The organism is Sphingobium sp. KKT206, from assembly GCF_055640555.1.
The window spans coordinates 3,079,995-3,098,898 of sequence record NZ_CM145764.1; the positions used below are offsets into that span (position 1 = coordinate 3,079,995).

General features: G+C 62.0%; 13 protein-coding genes and 1 pseudogene. 10 read left to right on the forward strand and 4 right to left on the reverse strand.

What is annotated here, in order from left to right:
• Positions 1 to 461: 461 nt before the first annotated feature.
• Together ACZ2HM_RS14960 and ACZ2HM_RS14965 are read right to left on the reverse strand one after the other, a co-directional pair.
• Positions 462 to 1,019, reverse strand: coding sequence for a hypothetical protein (locus ACZ2HM_RS14960; protein WP_004213004.1), 558 nt, complete (start codon positions 1,017 to 1,019; stop codon positions 462 to 464).
• Complete coding sequence (locus tag ACZ2HM_RS14965; protein WP_086485403.1) at positions 1,016 to 1,621, reverse strand: recombinase family protein; 606 nt, start codon at positions 1,619 to 1,621, stop codon at positions 1,016 to 1,018. The genes ACZ2HM_RS14960 and ACZ2HM_RS14965 overlap by 4 nt, the downstream gene beginning before the upstream one ends.
• Between ACZ2HM_RS14965 and ACZ2HM_RS14970 the strand changes: the two genes are divergently transcribed.
• Both ACZ2HM_RS14970 and istB read left to right on the forward strand, forming a co-directional pair.
• On the forward strand, positions 1,620 to 2,735 hold the full coding sequence (locus tag ACZ2HM_RS14970) for a DDE-type integrase/transposase/recombinase (RefSeq protein WP_010409293.1): 1,116 nt from the start codon (positions 1,620 to 1,622) through the stop codon (positions 2,733 to 2,735). The two genes, ACZ2HM_RS14965 and ACZ2HM_RS14970, sit on opposite strands and share 2 nt — an antisense overlap.
• The gene (gene istB / locus ACZ2HM_RS14975; protein WP_006949666.1) at positions 2,732 to 3,577 is read left to right on the forward strand and encodes an IS21-like element helper ATPase IstB; all 846 of its coding nucleotides are present in this window, start codon (positions 2,732 to 2,734) and stop codon (positions 3,575 to 3,577) included. The genes ACZ2HM_RS14970 and istB overlap by 4 nt, the downstream gene beginning before the upstream one ends.
• 54 nt (positions 3,578 to 3,631) lie before the next feature.
• Here istB and ACZ2HM_RS14980 read toward each other — a convergent pair whose 3' ends face one another.
• A complete protein-coding gene (locus ACZ2HM_RS14980) occupies positions 3,632 to 4,126 on the reverse strand; it encodes a TetR family transcriptional regulator (RefSeq protein WP_006949668.1) in 495 nt (164 codons plus the stop codon).
• A gap of 433 nt (positions 4,127 to 4,559) precedes the next feature.
• Between ACZ2HM_RS14980 and ACZ2HM_RS14985 the strand changes: the two genes are divergently transcribed.
• The 5 genes and pseudogenes from ACZ2HM_RS14985 to ACZ2HM_RS15005 all read left to right on the forward strand — a co-directional run bounded on the left by ACZ2HM_RS14985 (position 4,560) and on the right by ACZ2HM_RS15005 (position 11,012).
• On the forward strand, positions 4,560 to 6,791 hold the full coding sequence (locus ACZ2HM_RS14985) for a TonB-dependent receptor (protein ID WP_470425576.1): 2,232 nt from the start codon (positions 4,560 to 4,562) through the stop codon (positions 6,789 to 6,791).
• Between the two features lie 63 nt (positions 6,792 to 6,854).
• Positions 6,855 to 8,198: a metallophosphoesterase gene (locus tag ACZ2HM_RS14990; protein ID WP_470425577.1), complete on the forward strand. Its 1,344-nt coding sequence runs from the start codon at positions 6,855 to 6,857 to the stop codon at positions 8,196 to 8,198.
• Positions 8,199 to 8,286: 88 nt separating this feature from the next.
• Positions 8,287 to 8,769, forward strand: a pseudogene (locus ACZ2HM_RS14995) (hypothetical protein); the annotation flags it as partial.
• 66 nt (positions 8,770 to 8,835) lie between these two features.
• Positions 8,836 to 9,600, forward strand: a complete 765-nt coding sequence (locus tag ACZ2HM_RS15000; protein WP_006949122.1) for an IS6 family transposase — start codon at positions 8,836 to 8,838, stop codon at positions 9,598 to 9,600.
• Positions 9,601 to 9,731: 131 nt separating this feature from the next.
• Complete coding sequence (locus tag ACZ2HM_RS15005; RefSeq protein WP_036527620.1) at positions 9,732 to 11,012, forward strand: hypothetical protein; 1,281 nt, start codon at positions 9,732 to 9,734, stop codon at positions 11,010 to 11,012.
• Positions 11,013 to 11,065: 53 nt separating this feature from the next.
• On the opposite strand, the gene ACZ2HM_RS15010 is transcribed toward ACZ2HM_RS15005, so the two are convergent.
• Positions 11,066 to 13,267 (reverse strand): family 1 glycosylhydrolase, encoded by a 2,202-nt coding sequence (locus tag ACZ2HM_RS15010; protein WP_036527622.1) that lies wholly within the window; start codon positions 13,265 to 13,267, stop codon positions 11,066 to 11,068.
• 163 nt (positions 13,268 to 13,430) lie between these two features.
• On the opposite strand from ACZ2HM_RS15010, the gene glf reads away from it, so the two are divergent.
• The 3 genes from glf (at position 13,431) to pncB (ending at position 18,858) form a co-directional block, all read left to right on the forward strand.
• On the forward strand, positions 13,431 to 15,806 hold the full coding sequence (gene glf, locus ACZ2HM_RS15015) for a UDP-galactopyranose mutase (protein WP_228168186.1): 2,376 nt from the start codon (positions 13,431 to 13,433) through the stop codon (positions 15,804 to 15,806).
• Positions 15,807 to 15,878: 72 nt separating this feature from the next.
• On the forward strand, positions 15,879 to 17,492 hold the full coding sequence (locus tag ACZ2HM_RS15020) for an MFS transporter (protein WP_051586982.1): 1,614 nt from the start codon (positions 15,879 to 15,881) through the stop codon (positions 17,490 to 17,492).
• 61 nt (positions 17,493 to 17,553) lie between these two features.
• Positions 17,554 to 18,858 carry a nicotinate phosphoribosyltransferase gene (pncB, locus tag ACZ2HM_RS15025; RefSeq protein ID WP_036527766.1) on the forward strand — a complete coding sequence of 435 codons (1,305 nt, stop codon included), beginning with the start codon at positions 17,554 to 17,556 and terminating at the stop codon, positions 18,856 to 18,858.
• Positions 18,859 to 18,904: the final 46 nt, after the last annotated feature.

Below are 18,904 nucleotides of genomic sequence, written 5' to 3' on the forward strand. Positions count from 1 at the left end.
TGATCATTACCTCTTCATTCAGGGGTCGGTTCCGGCTGAGGGCGAAATGACACCCTAAGCGAAACGGCAAGAAGGGGTGGGGAGCGGACATCGCGCCCCCGCCTTGCGTCATCCTGAACTTGTTTCAGGATCCATCGGGCGATTGGTGCCGGAGCGTGGTGGCTCGTGCCGCCATCTCGGTTGGCCGATCATAAACTGGGCTTTCGGATTGATGGACCCTGAAACAAGTTCAGGGTGACGGCTGATTTGGGGTGGGGCGCGGTCATCCGTCATCCCGGCGCATGCCGGGACCGTGGGCAAGTCTTGAGGCGATAGCTATCGCCAGGGCGCCCGGACGTGAGGCTGCTTCTAAAGACAGCCCACGGTCCCGGCATGCGCCGGGATGACGACCATTGGGAACGTCTGCAACGGGGCGGATGCTGCCCTTCACCATTCCGCCGGATGGATGTCGATCAAATGGATCAAATGTCAGTGAGATCCTCAGGGTACATCCCACCGCGCTGGCAGAAGAGAGCCCATGTTTCCTTCCCCTGTGCGGTTACGATCATGCGAACCGGTAAATCGACTGCGAGCGCGATAAGGCCGAGGCGGACAAGCGGGCCAATGCTCCTATCGCTGATCACCCTGTCAGGGGTGTACCCTCCTGCCACGAGTGTCCATCCGGGCGTTCCGCGTTCGGTAATAGCCGGAGCGAGATGGCCGTCACGTGGGAGATCGGTATCGCGGCCCAGGGTGTATAGGCAGATACTCCAGAAGGCATCTCGCGGTCGTGGTGGGATCAACGCCCATTCCAGCGGGCCGGCATCATCCTGTTCGGGCGCTTGAACGGCTGCGGCCGGGTCGTCCCGGACTCCATCGCGGTACGCGCGCTCTAGCGCCTGCGCGATGGCGCCAGCAGTGTCGACGGCGATCCCGTACTTCCGATTGTAGCGATCCTTGGCGACAATGCCTCGGGCGATTTCGCGAAACCGCGCCTTGCGCCGGGGATCGGGACGCAGCCGTCCAGACGCCCCGGTCATGTCGTCACCGTGACATCAGGGCTCACGTTACCCCGTGCGCGAGCCACGATCCCGGCGACCGTGTTCTTGCTGAGTCCCAGGTCGCGAGCGATCCAGCGATAGCTCCGCCCCTCGGCGATATGCGCCAACACTTTGGGCGCGAGGCGGTCCGACTTGGGTCGCTCCCCCAGTTGCCGGCCGAGTTTGCGGCCACGTGCCCGCGCTGCAGCAAGGCCAGAGCGGACCCGCTCGCTCAGCATGTCGCGCTCGAACTGGGCTATACCTGCGAGCATCGTCGCCATCATCCGCCCATGCGGCGTATCGACCTCGAACGTCATGCCGCTCATCGCGACCACCGACACGCGCCAGCCCGACAGCCGGTTGAGTGTATCGAGCAGGTCCTGGGTCGAACGCCCCCAGCGACTGAGTTCGGTAACGAGGATCGCATCGATATGGCGTGCCTGCGCCAGCTTCATCACCTCAGCCCGCGCCGAACGGTTTGCCTTCATGCCCGACGCGGTTTCGCGGAAGACCTCGACCACTTCATAGCCGCCACGCTCGGCAAAGCCGGCCAGGTCGCGGAGCTGCCGTTCGCACGACTGGTCGGCTGTCGAAACGGGCATGTCGGATTTCTTTGACGCCCGCGATCTGAAGGTCACCATCTCCGGCAATCCGAGCCCGCACCTGATCTATCACTTCGCGCTGGTCTATTCCGGGTGGGAGCATGCCGAGGTCGTGCTGGGAGGAGAAAGCTTCACGGCGCTGGCCTGCGGCCTTCAGAATGCGCTGTGGCAGCTTGGCGGCGTGCCGCACGAGCATCGCACCGATAGCCTCTCCGCGGCGTTCGCCAACCTGGAGCAAGATGCCCAGGAAGATCTGCGGACCCGCTATGCCGCCCTGTGCGCCGATTACCAGATGGAGCCCACCCGCAACAATCGCGGGGTCGCCCATGAGAATGGGTCCATAGAAAGCCGTCATGGTCACCTTAAGGATCGGCTCGATCAGGCACTCCAGTTGCGCGGGACACGTGACTTCGCCTCCATCGAGGACTGGCGCACGTTCCTCGCCCAGATCGTGGGCCGCCACAATGCCCGGCGGCGCGATGCCTTGCGCATCGAAGCTGAGCACCTGCGCCCGTTACCTTCACGCCGCAGCTGCGATTATGATGAAGCTACGGTGCTCGTCACCTCATCGGGCGGCTTCGTGCTGCGCAAGGTCTTCTACACCGTGCCTTCCCGGCTCATCGGCCATAGCCTGCGAGCCAGGATCTTCGATGACCGGATCGACCTTTATCTGGCCGGGCAGCCCATCGAGACCCTGCCACGCGGGAGGGCGCCCGATCGCGGACGGGGCGGTCATGACCACGTAGTCAATTATCGGCACGTGATCCACAGCCTGCGTACCAAGCCCCACGCGCTGGCAAACCTTGTCTATCGCGACAAGCTCTTCCCTCGCAGCGAATATCGCCGCTGCTGGGATGCTCTGGAGGGTGCGCTTCCCAAAGCCGCCGCATGCCGCAGCATGGTGGGGCTGCTGTGGCTTGCGCATGACCAGGCCTGCGAGGCTGAGCTCGCCGCGACCCTGACCGGCATACTCGATGGCCAGGGTTTACCCGATCTGAGGGATCTGCAGGAGCGCTTCCAACGCCCCGGCAAAGAGCCGGCCGATGTGGTCGTCGATATTCCCCAGCCTGACACATACGACGATCTGCTCACCGCCAGGGAGATGGCCGCATGAGCATCACTGTCGACACCGCCCAGCTGCCCATGTTGCTTGGCACGCTGCGTCTGCCCACCATTGCCCGTCTCTGGCCGGACTTCTGTTCACGAGCGGACAAGGAGGGGTGGCCGGCTTCGCGCCTGCTGGCAGCCTTGGCCGAACTGGAACTCGCCGAACGCGAACAACGCCGGATCCAGCGCCATCTTACAGAAGCACGGCTGCCTCCCGGCAAGACCCTGGATGCCTTCGACTTCAGCCTCGTTCCCACCTTGAGCAAGGCCCAGGTCATGGCTCTGACCCAAGGAGATGCCTGGCTCAAGGCGGGCCACAATCTTCTGGCATTTGGTCCGCCCGGTGCCGGCAAGAGCCACGCCGCAGCCGCCATCGGCAACGAGCTCGTCGCGCGCGGATACCGGGTCTTCTTCACCCGAACCACCGATCTCGTCCAGCGTTTGCAGGCCGCACGTCAGTCCCTGACCTTGACCCAGGAGATCGCCAGGCTCGACCGCTTCGACCTGCTCATCCTCGATGACCTGTCCTACGTCCGCAAGGACCAGGCAGAGACCAGCGTCCTGTTCGAACTCATCTCTGCCAGATACGAAAGGCGCTCCATCATGATCACCGCCAACCAACCATTCAGCGGTTGGGATTCCATTTTTTTGGATAAGGCAATGACTGTCGCTGCCATCGACAGGCTCGTTCACCACGCCACTATCCTGGAAATGAACGTCGAGAGCTATCGCAGGCGATCCGCCCTGGCCTCAGCGACATCGCTCCGCGACAGTGCTCCTGATCCAGCGACATCGCCCAGCGACATCGAAACCATGCCAGCGACATCGCTGCGCGACAACGCCTCTTGATCCAGGCCAACCTCGTGTGACACTATCCCCAACGTCACCGCTGACACATCACCATCAATGTCGCTGACCAGTCACCGACGATGTCGCGCTACACGCATCCACGCTTTCGCCATGGCGGATTGCCAGATCGCGCCAGAACGCCGTTTCAGCGAACATTTCCTCGCGCAGCGCCTCTTCGATAGCGGTCTGACCGCTGGCGACGGCCTCGTTCTCCAGTTCCTGCAAAAGTGCCATCACCATACGGCCGGTGCTCAACCGATCCTGCAACAGCGACGTGAACACGTGATCAAGCTCGGCCCACCTCGGGGCACCCTCTTCCTGTAAAGCGGCCTGCGACTGCCGCCAGCGGCTAGATACCGCGATAGCCTTGAACGCGATCTGCGCGATGAGCCGCTCGCGATTGCCGATGTGGTAATTGATTGCCGACGGGCTCATTCCTGTCTTTCGCGCCAGACTTCGTGCGCTGAGCGCTGCCAGACCGCTCTCTTCGGCAAGGTCATACGCGGCCTCACTCATCCGCTCTGCCTGGGGCGAGGCTTCATCGGACATATATCGCAAGCGACTCAAACCTGACACCCTTCTGTACAGCCGTTCGAATTAAGCTCCGCCCGAATTCGGCTGGCTTTCCCAATCTAGATAGAGCCTCACCACACCGTTGCCAAGTTTGCTCCCTGAGCAGGACGGCATCGCGCATATCGCTTCGCCGACGGCGCATCCGCACAGGATACCCACGAGCGTTTCTCCGGCTGTCATAGAAGATTCACACGATACACCTACCTGTACAGCCGTTCGATTCGGGCAGGGGGTCCTATGAAGTATTCACACATCCATCGATGGGCGGGGTCCCGGCGTATGCCGCAACGGCCTGTCGTCTCCGACTAGGCCCCTCATTGTCCTGAGCGACGCGAGATCCACCCCCGATCCGGGCGGTGGCCGATGTCGCTCGCCCTCTTCTGACATACATGTTCCAAGGACTGATTTCATGGCCAGCTCATCGCAGCACAAGTTCCGCCGCGTTCATCTGCTATCCTCCGCCTTCGCTTCCCTGACGATCGCGGCTCCCCCGGCTTACGCCGCCGACGATCCTGTCGAGGCAGGCGGCGAGATCATCGTCACGGCCCAAAAACGTGCCCAAAGGCTCCTCGATGTTCCTTCGGCGGTGTCCGTGGTCACGCCCGCGCTGCTCCGCGACAGCGGCGCAAAGGATCTGGTGGATGTCTCGCAATTGACGCCAGGCGTGATCGTATCACCCGTCGGTGTCGGCGGTCGAACGATGCAGACATTCACGATCCGCGGCATCGGCAATGACGATTTCCGACCGAATGGAAACCCGTCCGCCGCAGTTCATGTGGACGGTGTCTATCAGAGTTCGTCCGCGCTTGTCGGAGGCCAAATCTTCGATGTGGAGCGGGTCGAAGTACTGAAGGGGCCGCAAGGAACTTTGTATGGTCGCAACACGACGGCCGGCGCAGTCAACATCATATCACGCAAGCCGGGCGATCGGTTCGAAGGTAACATCAGCGCTGAATATGGGCGATTCAAGTCCTTCCGCGTCGAAGCTGGCCTGGGTGGGCCGCTGAGTGACACTGTGGGTGTGCGAGTGTCCGGAGTCTACGACCGCTCAGATGGCTACTACACCAACCTCGGATCGGGCACTGCGGCTGGCTTCCGCCTCAACCCGGCAATTCCTGGCAATCCCGACCCAGGTGTAAACGACAAGGCCGCGCGCTCGCGCTTTTTCGCAGGCCGGGCCGTACTGGCGTACGATAGCGATCAGGGAACGGCGATCACGGCAAACCTGCATGGCTTTCGCGAGCGCGGTGGAGCAGCGCAGTTTGAGCGGATTTTCGCTATTGGAGCCTTCCCCGCCAATCGTCCGTACACGTTCGATGTCAGTTTCGACCCCTACCTTCGGAAGAGCAGCTATGGCGGCTCACTCACGCTGCAGCAGGATTTGAGTGACGACATTTTTCTGACCGGAATCGCTGGCTACGAATATATGAAGCAGAGCTTCGCTTCTCAGGGCGATGCCAGCCCTCTTCGAGGCGCAGGCGCACAGGATTTCCTCTTCCGTGACAGGCTGAACCAAAAGTCGCTCGAGGTCCGTATGCAAAATCGAAACTCGGACACCCTTGACTGGACCATCGGCGCATCGGGCTTCAGGGACAAGATCAAAATGATCAGCACTTTGGACTTCTCGGACTCGCTTCGGACTCTCGTCGGGACCGACTATCGGCAATCACGGGAAGGATGGGCAGCGTTCGCCGACGGCACTTACCATCTAGGTGACAAGTGGAAGGTCGGTGTCGGCATACGCTACACCAAGGAGTCAAGCGACTTCGATGGAACGACTGTCGATCTCAATCCGTACGGGGTAACCGCCAACGCCTTCCCCTCATTACCGCTGACGTTCGCCAAGGATTATTCGGGATCGAACGTCTCGGGCCGTGCCACCCTCAGCTATCAACCCAACAGCTCAACGAATATCTACCTGTCGTTCGGTCGGGGCTTCAAGGCCGGCGGTTTCGATGGTTCGACGTCGATCAACGATGTGGAAGCCAATCCCTTTGGGGACGAAAAGGTCTGGGCATATGAGGGGGGTGTGAAGTTCTTGCCTCGCGGCGGCATTGTGCAGGTTGAAGCATCTGCCTTCTATTATGATTATAGTGGATTACAGGCGAACTCGGTCCGCATATCGAATGGCCTCGCAAATGCTGTGCGTGTGAATGTCGGAAAGGCTCGAATATATGGTGCCGAACTGACAGCTACCGTTCGGCCAGTCGACCGGCTCGAGATGCAGCTCAGCGGCGCATTCCTTAGCAGCAAGATCACCAGGATTATCTCGGATTCACCTGCTGAAGCAGCGCGACGGCTCGGCAATAAGCTGCCTTTTGCGGCTCCGGCGACCCTGTCCGGAACGATCAGATATTCAATTCCGCTGAGCAACGATCTCGAACTCGTGCCCTATGTGTCTGGTCGCTACATCACCGACCATTACAGCGAAATAGACAACTATCTCCAGGTTCAGGGATATTTCCTTGCCAATGCGCAGCTTGAGTTGCGGCGAAAGGATTCTTGGTCAGTAGCCGCCTGGGTCCGCAATCTTACCGACCGCTCGTATACGGCCACCTATTTAATTCCCAGTTTGGCCACCGCATCGCGGCTTCGCGGCGAACCGCGCACGTACGGGGTCAGGCTTGGCTTCGAGTGGTAATCTGAGGTCCAAGGGAGCCGCGCCACGCGGGCTCCGCGCAAGAACAGATAGGAAAGGGCCGTAATGTTCTGGTCTCAAACGAACCGCCGATTTGTTCTCGGCATGCTTGGGTCGGCTGCCCTCGCGATCGCTTCCGGCGTCCAGGCGCGCGATCAGGCGAAAAAGGGCGATACTGCGTTCACGATCGCGGTCATACCCGATACGCAGAATTATCTCGATTTCACGCATCAGGCGAAAGACGGTTTTCCGTTCGATGCCGCCAAGATGTTCATGGATCAGATGCGCTACGTAGCCGACAATGTCGAAGCCAAGGGTGGCGACATCGCGTTCGTCACTGCCTTGGGCGACATATGGCAGCATCAATCCAAGCCGATCGATCCCGAGCATGAGAAGCGGGGGTTCCGGCGTGTTCCAAACCCTTTGCTCGATCATCATCTATCGCCGTCGAATCGCGTGATCAGCGAGGAAATGCCGATGGCCCGGGAAGGCTATAAGCTGCTGGCGGGGCTCGTTCCCTTCTCCGTTGTGCCGGGCAACCATGATTATGACGCCATGTGGACCGACGCTCGGCAGCCGCCTTCGGCAAATGCAACATTGAGCGATTTCAAGACGCTCGGACAACTGCATGTCGGCGGATTGGACAACTTCCGATCAGTGTTCGGAAATGACTCCGATTTTTTTAAGGGCAAGCCCTGGTACGTCGCTTCGCATGACGGCGGTGCCGACAGCGCGCAGATCTTCACGGCCGGCGGTTTGCGCTTTCTTCACATCGGGCTACAGTTTGACGCACCGGACGCCAGTCTGGAGTGGGCAGCGCAGGTGATCCGGGATCATCCTGGCCTCCCAACGATCATCGCGACCCACGATTATATGAATAATCGGGCCGAGCGCAGGCCTAATCCGGCTCTCGATGCCAACTCCCTCGATCCGGGAGACAACAGCCCCCAGGAAGTGTGGGACAAGCTGATCAGCAAGCACGACCAGATCTTTTTGGTGCTATGCGGACATCAGCACGGTCAATCCATAAGGACAGACAAGAACGATGCCGGTCACGACGTGCTCCAGCTGCTCTCGGATTATCAGGGTCGACGCCAGACATTCCTGGATGCCGGTGGCAAGACATTCCTGGATGCCGGTGGCAAGCCGGACTCTTGGAGCGGCATAGGTGATGGATGGTTTCGCCTGATGCGCTTCGACCTAGGAAAAGAAGAACCAACGATCGCGGTTCGGACCTATTCGACGCATTACAAGAAATTCAGTCGCGACGAAGGGAAATACCCCGCCTGGTATCGCGATCATGAGCAGCCTGGGATGGCCGACGACAAGTTCCACGACATGGACGACTTTGTCATCGTCCTGAAGGATTTTCGGGCGAGATTTATGGAGGGCAGGCGCTTCGCGCAATAGCACTGGACGGGGCGTCGATGAGCTCAAATTAAGGCTCGGATTGGTTCAAGAAGGTATAAAATCGTACCATCGTGAGGAAGGCGAAACGTTGGACCAACCATTCAAACCAGATCGTCGCCAACTTCTGGCAGGCGCAACATTGCTGCTGGGCGCCAGCCATTGGCCTGTCTTCGCCTCGACTGACGCAATTGAGCCGCAGCCGTACTTCGCGAGCGTGAAACGCGCGGTCGAGCAACTGGCCGCAATGGGGCAGCCGATTGCCGATGCGGATATGGCCAGGCTGGCGAGTCTGTTCTCGAGGGAAGATGCTGAGGCAGTTATTGCCGCCGAGGCGCTTCTCGAGCGCTATACACTCGCTAGGGTCACGCTCGACAAAGGCGGCATGGGCGCCGCTGCGTTAGGCGGAGCGAAGCGCCATTTGGTCGAGCAGGGATGGACCGCGTTCTTGGTGAGGGTCTCTAACCCATCATCGCTAACGCAGGCATTCGAAATTTACAGCGGCAGTGCGATGCCTGCGCGGATGTTCCCACAGGCCTCGAAGATCGCCGCTGAGCAGAAGGCCTATCTTGCCGGGCTCTGTTGCAAACTCTGACACGGTTTCCAAGATTGGGCTCATGTACTGTCAAGGTCAGTTGCGATGAACGATTTCAAAGGACGGCATTTTACCGGCGAGGTCATCCTATGGGCGGTGCGCTGGTATTGTCGATACGGCATCAGCTACCGTGATCTCGAGGAAATGCTGTCCGAGCGTGGGATCGATGTCGATCATACGACGATCTATCGCTGGGTGCAGCGCTACGCGCCGGAGATGGAGAAGCGTCTCCGCTGGTTCTGGCGGCGCGGCTTTGATCCGAGCTGGCGTCTGGATGAGACCTACGTAAAGGTGCGGGGCAAATGGACCTACCTGTACCGGGCGGTCGACAAACGGGGCGACACGATTGATTTCTATCTGTCATCGACACGCAGCGCCAAAGCGGCGAAGCGCTTTCTGGGCAAAGCTCTTCGTGGCCTGAAGGACTGGGAAAAGCCGGCCAAACTCAATACCGACAAGGCACCCAGCTACGGCGCAGCAATCGCTGAGCTGAAACGCGAAGGCAAACTGGCGGCGGAAACCGAGCACCGGCAGGTGAAATATCTGAACAACGTGCTCGAGGCCGACCACGGCAAGCTGAAGATGCTGATCAAGCCGGTACGTGGCTTCAAGTCGATGCCAACGGCCTACGCCACGATCAAGGGCTTCGAGGTCATGCGCGCCCTACGCAAAGGACAGGCCCAGGCATGGTGCCTGCAGCCAGGTATCATGGGGGAGGTGCGCCTGGTTGAAAGAGCATTCGGAATTGGACCCTCGGCCCTGACCGAAACCATGATTATGCTCAATAAGCATTTCGCCAATGCTGCCTAATCCCCCAACTGGGTGACGCCGCGCGGCCGTGCCCCATGTTTGCAACAGAGCCCATTCATCAAACACCACCTTCATCAGGAGATCTTATGGTTAAGCATAGAAACTTCCGCGCAATGGTTTCCGCTCTCGCTATGCTCGCAGGGCTGTTCACCGCCGGAGAAGCTTCCGCCGAGTTCGTGACGCAATCCGATCAGCGGCCGCCGTCGCCCGCGCGTCTGATCTTCCCCGATACGAAGGACGGACATCATATTTTCGCCGGCGACCTGCACCTGCACACCGTATTCTCGGACGGCTCGGCCTGGCCGACGCTTCGCCTCGCAGAAGCGGCGCATGACGGGCTTAAGTTCGTGTCCTTCACGGAACATGACATCATCACGCCAAAGATCCGCGACACCGGCACCAACAAGAACCGCAGCTATGAAATCGGCCGCGCGTTCATCTCTTCGGGCATGCTTGGCCTCGGCGGCATGAAACTCTCGCTCGGGTCGGAGATCACGCGCGCGATCGGGCATTTCAATTGTCACTTCCTCAAGGATGCAAATGCGCTGAACCCGGGGAAAGTCCATTACAGCACCTTCAAGCAGACGGGCGGGCAGCTCCGGGTCGACTGGAACCGGACCAGCGCGGACGAGAAAGATCTGGAAGCACGGTTCCGCGAAGCGAAGCGGCAGGGCGCCATCTGCCAGTGGAATCATCCGACCATCCCCTCCTCCTCCCCTGGTGAGGCAGTGGTGACGCCGTTCCTCGAACGGATGTTTTCAGAGGGTCTGCTGTCGGGGATTGAGGTTGCGCAAAGCGATTTCATCCACCCCAGCGCGATGGACGTGGCCCTGAAATATAACCTCTATATCGCGGCGACTACGGACGCTCATCTCGGGACCGCGTTGGAGCAGGAGGCGGCGGGGATGGATCACCGCGTCGCCACCCTGTTCCTGACGCAGGGAGAGGATGAAGCGGCCTTCAAGGATGCGCTGGAAAAGCGTCGTACGGTCGGCCTCTTCCGCGACACTTTCTTCGGCACGCGCGAGAATGTTCAAACGGTGATGAACGCGGTCCTGAAGATGTCGTTCACCAAATATTCGCCGTCAGAGTTTCTGATCGGAAACTCAGGCGAGATGGAGATCGCGAATGCTGGCCCGATCGACGTCGAGCTTGAGATCGTTCAGCCGGACTTTCGCCTGCTGAACTATCCGCGCTTCGTGAAGATACCGCATGGATCGAAAGTCACGCTGAAGGCGCTGCGCATCGACGGCCCGAACTTCAAAGGCCTGAAAGTCCGCGTGATCAATTCGCTTGTGACATCGCGTGACCAGCTGGAATTTTTCCTGGAGGCGCAGCCGTTCGATCTGAACGCCATCACCGGCAAGGGTACGCTGAGCAACATCCCCGACGATCTCGACGGCTGGATGTAAGACGGCTGAATGTTCGGCGGCCATGGGTCTTCGGATCCATGGCCGTTTGCATGTCATGCAAGCTCGCGCACCGCTTGCTGCCTCTTCTCATGCCGCGCAAACTCGCCGAGGGCATCCGCAAGAGACGGCAGGTGCGCCCCGCGCCCCGTCGCGAGCGGTACGCGGGAGGGGCGTGGCGCCATTTGGTTCAGGCGGGCGCCCGGCACGGCGCGGATCAGATGCCGGGGCAGGTTCAGGCTGTCCGCGACGGCTTCCGCGAACTCTGCCCATGATAGCTCCGTCTCATTGGTGAGGTGCCAGAGGCCCTGCTCACCGTCGATCAGGAGGTCGAGCGCGACCCTGACGAGATGCGGCACATAGGTCGGCGTGATCCGCTGGTCCGCCGCGGCCTCGAACGGCTGCCCCGCCGTCAGGGCGCGAGCGACCGCGACGGCAAAGTTGAACTCGTCATGGGGAGAGAAGAAGGCTGCGGTGCGAACGATGAGATGCGTCCCCGCCAGGGCGAGAAGTCCCTCCTCCATGCGCGCCTTGCTCTCGCCATAGACGTTGCGCGGGTCGGGCGCGTCGGTTTCGACATAGGCCCCTTCCGCCTTGCCCCCGAAGACGAGGTCGCTTGAGACATTGAGGGTGGCAAGCCCCCGCTCCTCCGCCATCCGCGCAAGGCGGACCGGGCCGTCGCTGTTCGCCGCAAAACAACGGGCGGCATGGCTTTCCGCCTCGTCGACCCGTACCCAGCCGGCGGCGTTCACCACTGCCCAGGGATCGTGCCGGTCCAGCGCAGCCCCGATGCTGGCCTCGCTGGTGATGTCGAGCGCGTGCCGCGCCGTCAGCACATGCGGTATGTTGCGGAGCGTACAGGCCCGCGCGAACGCTTGCCCCAGGGTTCCTGTCGCGCCCATGATCAGGAGGGGCCGACCCATGGGCGCACGCTCCCTGCAACTGTCCGCCCGGTGCTGCACGGCCGGGGCAGGACGGCGGACGGCGGGATATTCAAGCCGGATCGGCCGACGCCACCAGCCCGGCTGCGCTGCAAGCGGATGCCGTGCAGCGCCAGTGGCCAGAGCCGTGCCGAGCGCTGCGAGAGCGGTCGCGCGCGGCGTTCCGCTACTGACGTCGAATATGCCCGGCTCATAGATGCCGGGGGCGGTCAGCAGCGTGTTCCATCCGCTACTGCCGAGCAGCGACCAGAGCGTGATCGCTCGCACGTCCACGCCCTCATTGCGCAGATCCTCGGCGCAATCCCACGCCTCCGCCAGCCAGCGCAGCTGCTCCTCGCGCGTGCAGCCATTATGGACTTCGGTGACCGCGATCGGGGTCGCATAGCGGTCCCACGCCTCCTCTATCACGCCCCTCAGACCGGGCGGGGGCGGCTCCAGCACCCGGATCGCCTCGACATCGGCATAGCGCTGCCCGTCATTGCCGCCATGCGCATGGGCGGGATAGCGCTGCATGCGATGGTCGAGGAACCGCTCGCTGGTCAGATAATGGTTGATGCCGATGATGTCTGGCGGACAGGGATCGGCCGCAATGGCCTCCAGCCTGTGCTCCAGCCCGTGCGCGGCCATGCGCCGCCACAGCGGATGACCGCGCCGTACGCGCCCGAACAGCAGGTCCCATGTCGCCCAGCGCCGGATATTCTCGAACGCAGCCTGCTCGCGCAACTCGGCAGTGGCGAAGGTGCGGCCGAGATCCTCCGTCTGAACGAGCCGCGCGGCGGGATTGACCCTGCGAATGGCCTGCATCGCGAGCCGGGTTCCGTCGATCTGGTTGAGGAGCGCGCGCCAGAACGCGCCCTCGTCGCGGACATGCGGATACCAATGGCCATAAAGCGCCGAAAAGCGCGCCGTGGTGAGCGGCTCATTGACCGGCGTCCACTGGTTGATCCAGGAATAGCGCTCCGCAACGCGGGCCGCGAAATCAGCGAGACCCCGCGCGAAACCGTCATCGTCGAGGAGATGCGTGTAGGAGGGACCGCTGCCGTGATGGACAAGCCCGGCAATGACGTCGATGCCATGTGCGCGCAGCCGGTCGATCCGCGCATCCACGCCCTGCCAGAGATGCTGTCCGGGCCGATCAGGCGCAATGCATTCCCATAATATAGGATAACGGATCGTCGTTATGCCGATGTCGGCAAATAGATTCAGATCGTCGATCCGATCATAGTGGCCGCATCGCTCGAACTGATCCTGATATGTATCCCGAACCCTGTTGATGGTGCACTCCGGCCCACCCCATAATTCCAGATGCCTCTTCATCGTACATATCTCCCAGACCTTCGCCAGAACGACTGACATGGATCAGGTTTCCGCTCTCGACTTGATATCTTGTGTTATCTCTTTGAACTTGGGCCGGTTTGTACAGGAACCGGAGCGATGAACGGCGTGTTGCCGATGTTCATCATTCAGCAAGGTTCCAGACATGAGCGGCATTCCAAGCGACGTCGACGCCATCAACCCCGACAGCCCGACGGAGGGCGGCGGCACGCTCATCTGCTTCAGTCACCTGCGCTGGAACTTCGTCTATCAGCGGCCGCAACATCTGATGAGCCGCTTCGCCCGGGACCGGAAGGTCATCGTTTGGGAAGAGCCGATCCACGATGCGCCAAGTGCGACGTTGGACACCCATGTCTGCGACTGTTCCGGCGTCACCATCCTCACCCCGCACCTCCCCGCCGGCCTCAGCCGGCATGAGGAGACGGAAACATTGCGCGCCCTGCTCGACGGCGCGATCACCCGCGATCCGGCGCGACCGCTCATCTGCTGGTACTATACGCCGATGATGCTGCCCTTCTCCGACCATCTGGCGGCGGACTGCATCGTCTATGACTGCATGGACGAGCTGGCGAACTTCAAGGGCGCGCCGTCAGAGCTTCTCCCGCTTGAGCAGCGGCTGCTCGACAGCTGCGACCTCGTCTTCACCGGCGGGCACAGTCTCTACGAGGCAAAGGCCGCGCGCCATCCTTCGGTCCATGCCTTTCCATCCAGCGTCGACGCCACCCACTTCTCGACCGCCCGCGCCGCTGGTCCGGAGCCGGAGGATCAGGCGGAGCTCCCCTCCCCGCGCCTCGGTTTTTATGGCGTCGTGGACGAACGGATGGACCTCGCGCTGCTGGAAGGTTTGGCGGACGCGCGGCCCGAATGGTCCATCGTCATCGTGGGGCCAGTGGTGAAGATCAGCGACGCCGACCTGCCCCGCCGCCCCAACCTCCATTATCTGGGCGGCAAGGGCTATGCCGAACTGCCCGACTATCTACGCGGCTGGGACGTCGCCCTGATGCCCTTCGCCATCAACGAGGCGACACGCTTCATCAGTCCCACGAAGACACCCGAATATCTCGCCGCGGGCTGCCCCGTCGTCTCTACCCCGGTGCGTGACGTCGTGCGCGGCTATGGCGATGTCGAGGCGGTGCGCATCGCGGACGGGCGGGACGCTTTCGTCGCCGCCTGCGACGCGGCGCTTACCCTCTCCCGCACAAACGGCTGGCTGGCCGCCGTCGACGCGCGGCTCGCAGGGGAGAGCTGGGATCTCACGCAATGCGCGATGAGCAACCTCATTGACGAAGCGGTGCAACGCAGCAGCCACGTCTATCCCGTGGTGTCGCCTATTGGCGCAGACGGAGACCGCCCGCAATCCTATGACGTCATGGTCGTCGGGGCAGGCTTTGCCGGCGCGATCATGGCGGAACGGCTCGCACGCGACGCGGGCAAGCGGGTGCTGGTCGTGGACAAGCGGCCGCACGTCGCCGGCAACGCCTATGACCGACTGGACGATGCCGGCATCCTCATCCACCAATATGGCCCCCATATCTTCCACACCAATTCGGCCGACATCTTCGAGTATCTCTCGCAGTTCACCGAATGGCGTGGCTATGAGCACCGCGTGCTCGCGGCTGTCGGCGACCGCCTGGTACCGATGCCAATCAACCGCACGACGGTGAACAGCCTCTACCATCTTGATCTGCGGACGGAGGAGGAGGCCGCCGCCTTCCTGGCCTCCCGCGCAGAGCCCGTGGATATCGTCCGCACGTCGGAGGATGTCGTCATCTCGGCGGTGGGACGCGAACTCTACGAGACTTTCTTCCAGGGTTACACCCGCAAGCAATGGGGAATGGACCCGTCGGAACTGGACAAGTCGGTGACCTCACGCGTGCCGACGCGAACCAACACCGACGACCGTTATTTCACCGACACCTACCAGGCCATGCCGAGAGACGGCTTCACCCATATGTTCGAACGGATGCTCGACCATCCGAACATCGACCTGCTGCTCGGCGTCGATTTTACCGAAGTGCGGCAGGCCTATCCGCATCAGCACCTCGTCTTCACGGGACCCATCGACGAATATTTCGGCTATTGCTACGGCAAGCTTCCCTACCGCTCCCTGCACTTCCGGCACGAAACGGTGGATCAGGAACAATTTCAGCCCGTGGCCGTGGTGAACTATCCGTCAGAGGACGTTCCGCACACCCGCATTACCGAATATAAGCATTTGACCGGCCAGACCGCGCCGCGCACCAGCATCACCTATGAATATCCGAGCGGTGAGGGCGATCCCTACTATCCCATTCCACGCGCCGAGAACCAGGCGCTGTTCAAGCGCTACGAAGCGCTGGCGCTCGCCCAGCCCGATGTGAGCTTTGTCGGCCGGCTGGCGACCTATCGCTATTATAACATGGATCAGGTGGCCGGTCAGGCGCTTGCTACCTATCGCCGCCTGAAGCAGCGCTGGGATGCCGACCGCCAGCCCGCAGCCACCGGCGCGCGCGCCGGAACGACCGTCGTTGCCGACGCATGATATTGATCCGGCTCCCTTTTCCGTCTCGCGCGTTGTGAGCCGGACCTTTCACGAGCCAGATGGACGTCACGCGTGCTGGAACCGCAGGATGAGGTGTCCGAACGGGAGGTACAGCAGGGCCTGAGGGCCTTGCTGGTCGACGCCTCCTTCGCCACCGCCATAGGCGCCCTTAACAGCGGCGTGGTGCTCCTTGCGCTCGCGCTGCATGTCGGCGTGAGTACGGTCCAGATCGGCATATTGGCCGCCATCCCCCTGTTCACCCAGATCTTGCAGGCACCCGCAGTTTCGCTGGTGGAGCGGTTGCGCACGCGCCGCCGCATCTCCGTCATCAGTGTTTTTCTCGCGCGGCTCGCCCTGCCCATCTACGCCGTCGTGCCGTTCATCCCCGACCGTAATGTCGCCGCCGCATCCCTGATGGCGGCGGCCCTGTTGCACTACGGCCTCAACGCGGTGGGTGCGTGTAGCTGGAACAGCTGGATGCGCGACCTCGTGCCGGAGGAGGAGCTTGGGCGTTTCTTTGCCCGGCGGACCCTGTTCGGCACGGCGGTTAGCGCGGTCGCTACTATTGTCGGAGCCTACGCGCTCCAGCAGGCTGGGACGGACCGGGCTTTCGGCAACAGCATCTTCTGCGGCCTCTACCTTTTCGGCTTCGCTTGCGGTCTCGTCAGCACGGTCGCGCTCGCCCGCGTGCCGGAGCCACGTATGCCCCCCGGCAGTGACGATGTGCCGATCCGGCGGTTGCTGACCGGGCCGCTGCGCGACAGGAACTTCCGGCAGATGCTGCGCTATCTTGCAAGCTGGCAATTCGCCGTGAACCTCGCAACGCCGTTCTTCACCGTCTATTTCGTGCGCGAACTCGGCTTCGGCATGGGGTTCGTGCTGATCTTCAGCTTCATCAGCCAGATCGCGAACCTCGCCGTCATCCGGGGATGGGGCCGCCTGAGCGATCATTTCTCCAACAAGTCGGTGCTGAGCGTGGCCACGCCACTGTTCATCTTCTCCATCGTCGCCATGGCCTTTGCCAGCGATGTGGACGGCATGACAGCCCGGTCCGCCTATCTCGTCATGCTGCACATCATCATGGGCGCGGCGGCGGCGGGCGTGGGGCTGGCTTCCGGCAATATCGTGCTGAAGCTCAGCCCCGGCGGCGCGGCGACCGGCTATCTCGCCTCCAACGCCATTATCGGCGCAATCGCCGCCGGCATGGCGCCCATCATCGGCGGCTGGGCCAGCGACTTCTTCGCCGCGCGCAAGCTCACCCTTGCCGTGCGATGGACCAGCCCTGAGGGCGCGGCCGAACTCGGCGTCATGTTCACGCACTGGGAATTCTTCTTCCTCGTATCGGCCGTGATTGGCCTCTATGCCCTCCATCGCCTGAGCCTCGTTCAGGAAAGCGGCTTCACCGGCCGCAGGGAGGTGGTGTCCCACATCGTCTACTCTGCCCGCCGCAACCTCGGCAACATCTCCTCAGTGACGGGACTTCGCGAAGCGATGAGCTTCCCCGCCGGTGAACTCATCAAGCTGCGCGAGCGCAAGATGGCGATCATCCAGGGCCTGCAGGAGCGGCTGCGGAGCAGCCTCAGCCTCAGCACCAGGCGGCAAGTCACGGGATGGGTGCTGGAGGCGGGCTATGCGGTGCCCCCGCCTGATCCTTCGCTGGACGATCTGCTCGACAGGATTGCATGACGGAGGGAAGCTGCCCGCCGGCGCGACGTGGCCGAACCCGCATGGCACGGAGGATCGCAGCATGACCGTCACTGACATCGCGACACGCACCTACAACCATAATTTCCGGCTCGACCCTATCGTCCGCAGCCTGCTCGACACGGATTTCTACAAGCTCCTCATGCTCCAGATGATCCGGCACATTCATCCGGATGTGGAGGCGACATTCTCCGTCATCAACCGCACCCGCTCGGTCCGTCTCGCCGACATCATCGACGAGGAGGAGCTGCGCGCCCAGCTCGACCATGCGCGGGAGGTCCGCTTCGCCAAAAAGGAGCTGATATGGCTGACCGGCAACAGCTTCTATGGGCGGCAGCAGATGTTCAGCCCGGAATTCATTGCCTGGCTCGCCGATTTCCGCCTGCCCGACTATCGGCTGCGCAAGGTGGACGGTCAGTATGAACTCTGCTTCGAGGGTCCATGGACGCACACGACCATGTGGGAGATTCCCGCGCTCGCCATCCTCAACGAACTGAAATCGCGCGCGGCCATGCGCAACAAGGGCAGGTTCGCGCTCGACATCCTCTATGCGCGCGCCAAGACCAGGCTGTGGGAGAAGGTGGAGCGGCTGAAGCTGCTGCCCGATCTCGTCCTCTCGGACTTCGGCACCCGGCGGCGGCACGGCTTCCTGTGGCAGCGCTGGTGTGTCGAGGCGCTGAAGGAAGGGTTGAGCGACCGCTTCATCGGCACGTCTAACGTCCTCCTTGCCATGGACAGCGATCTGGAGGCCATCGGCACCAACGCGCATGAATTGCCCATGGTCGCCGCCGCGCTGGCCGGGGACGATGCATCGCTCGCCCGCGCGCCCTATCAGGTGCTGGAGGCGTGGCGACGGCATTATAACGGCAATCTGCTTATAGCCCTGCCCGACGCCTTCGGCACCACCGCCTTTCTGCGCGATGCGCCCGGCTGGCTTGCGGACTGGACCGGCTTCCGCCCCGACAGCGCCCCGCCCATCGAAGGCGGCGAGCAGATCATCCGCTGGTGGCAGGATCAGGGCGTCGATCCGCGCACCAGGCTGCTGATCTTCTCCGACGGCATGGATGTCGATACGATCGAGGCGACATACAGGCACTTCAACGGGCGTGTGCGGACAAGCTTCGGCTGGGGCACCAACCTCACCAATGATTTTCGCGGCTGCGATCCCGACGGTGACGAAGGGCTGGAGCCGATTTCCCTCGTCTGCAAGGTCACAAGCGCGAACGGACGTCCGGCGGTGAAGCTGTCCGACAATCCCGCCAAGGCGACCGGCGATCCCGCCGAGATCGAGCGCTATCTGCGGGTCTTCGGATCCGCTGGCCATGCCCCCTCGCCGGTCGTGGTTTAGCGGCGGATTTCCGTTCGCTGTCTGCGACCGGACGTGGCGCCATCAG

What these genes read in the sequence shown, in the direction of transcription:
- ACZ2HM_RS14960 (WP_004213004.1), bottom strand. Translation starts at nt 1,019, where the DNA reads ATGACCGGGGCGTCTGGACGGCTGCGTCCCGATCCCCGGCGCAAGGCG.
- ACZ2HM_RS14970 (WP_010409293.1), top strand. Translation starts at nt 1,620, where the DNA reads ATGTCGGATTTCTTTGACGCCCGCGATCTGAAGGTCACCATCTCCGGC.
- ACZ2HM_RS14965 (WP_086485403.1), bottom strand. Translation starts at nt 1,621, where the DNA reads ATGCCCGTTTCGACAGCCGACCAGTCGTGCGAACGGCAGCTCCGCGAC.
- istB (WP_006949666.1), top strand. Translation starts at nt 2,732, where the DNA reads ATGAGCATCACTGTCGACACCGCCCAGCTGCCCATGTTGCTTGGCACG.
- ACZ2HM_RS14980 (WP_006949668.1), bottom strand. Translation starts at nt 4,126, where the DNA reads ATGTCCGATGAAGCCTCGCCCCAGGCAGAGCGGATGAGTGAGGCCGCG.
- ACZ2HM_RS14985 (WP_470425576.1), top strand. Translation starts at nt 4,560, where the DNA reads ATGGCCAGCTCATCGCAGCACAAGTTCCGCCGCGTTCATCTGCTATCC.
- ACZ2HM_RS14990 (WP_470425577.1), top strand. Translation starts at nt 6,855, where the DNA reads ATGTTCTGGTCTCAAACGAACCGCCGATTTGTTCTCGGCATGCTTGGG.
- ACZ2HM_RS15000 (WP_006949122.1), top strand. Translation starts at nt 8,836, where the DNA reads ATGAACGATTTCAAAGGACGGCATTTTACCGGCGAGGTCATCCTATGG.
- ACZ2HM_RS15005 (WP_036527620.1), top strand. Translation starts at nt 9,732, where the DNA reads ATGCTCGCAGGGCTGTTCACCGCCGGAGAAGCTTCCGCCGAGTTCGTG.
- ACZ2HM_RS15010 (WP_036527622.1), bottom strand. Translation starts at nt 13,267, where the DNA reads ATGAAGAGGCATCTGGAATTATGGGGTGGGCCGGAGTGCACCATCAAC.
- glf (WP_228168186.1), top strand. Translation starts at nt 13,431, where the DNA reads ATGAGCGGCATTCCAAGCGACGTCGACGCCATCAACCCCGACAGCCCG.
- pncB (WP_036527766.1), top strand. Translation starts at nt 17,554, where the DNA reads ATGACCGTCACTGACATCGCGACACGCACCTACAACCATAATTTCCGG.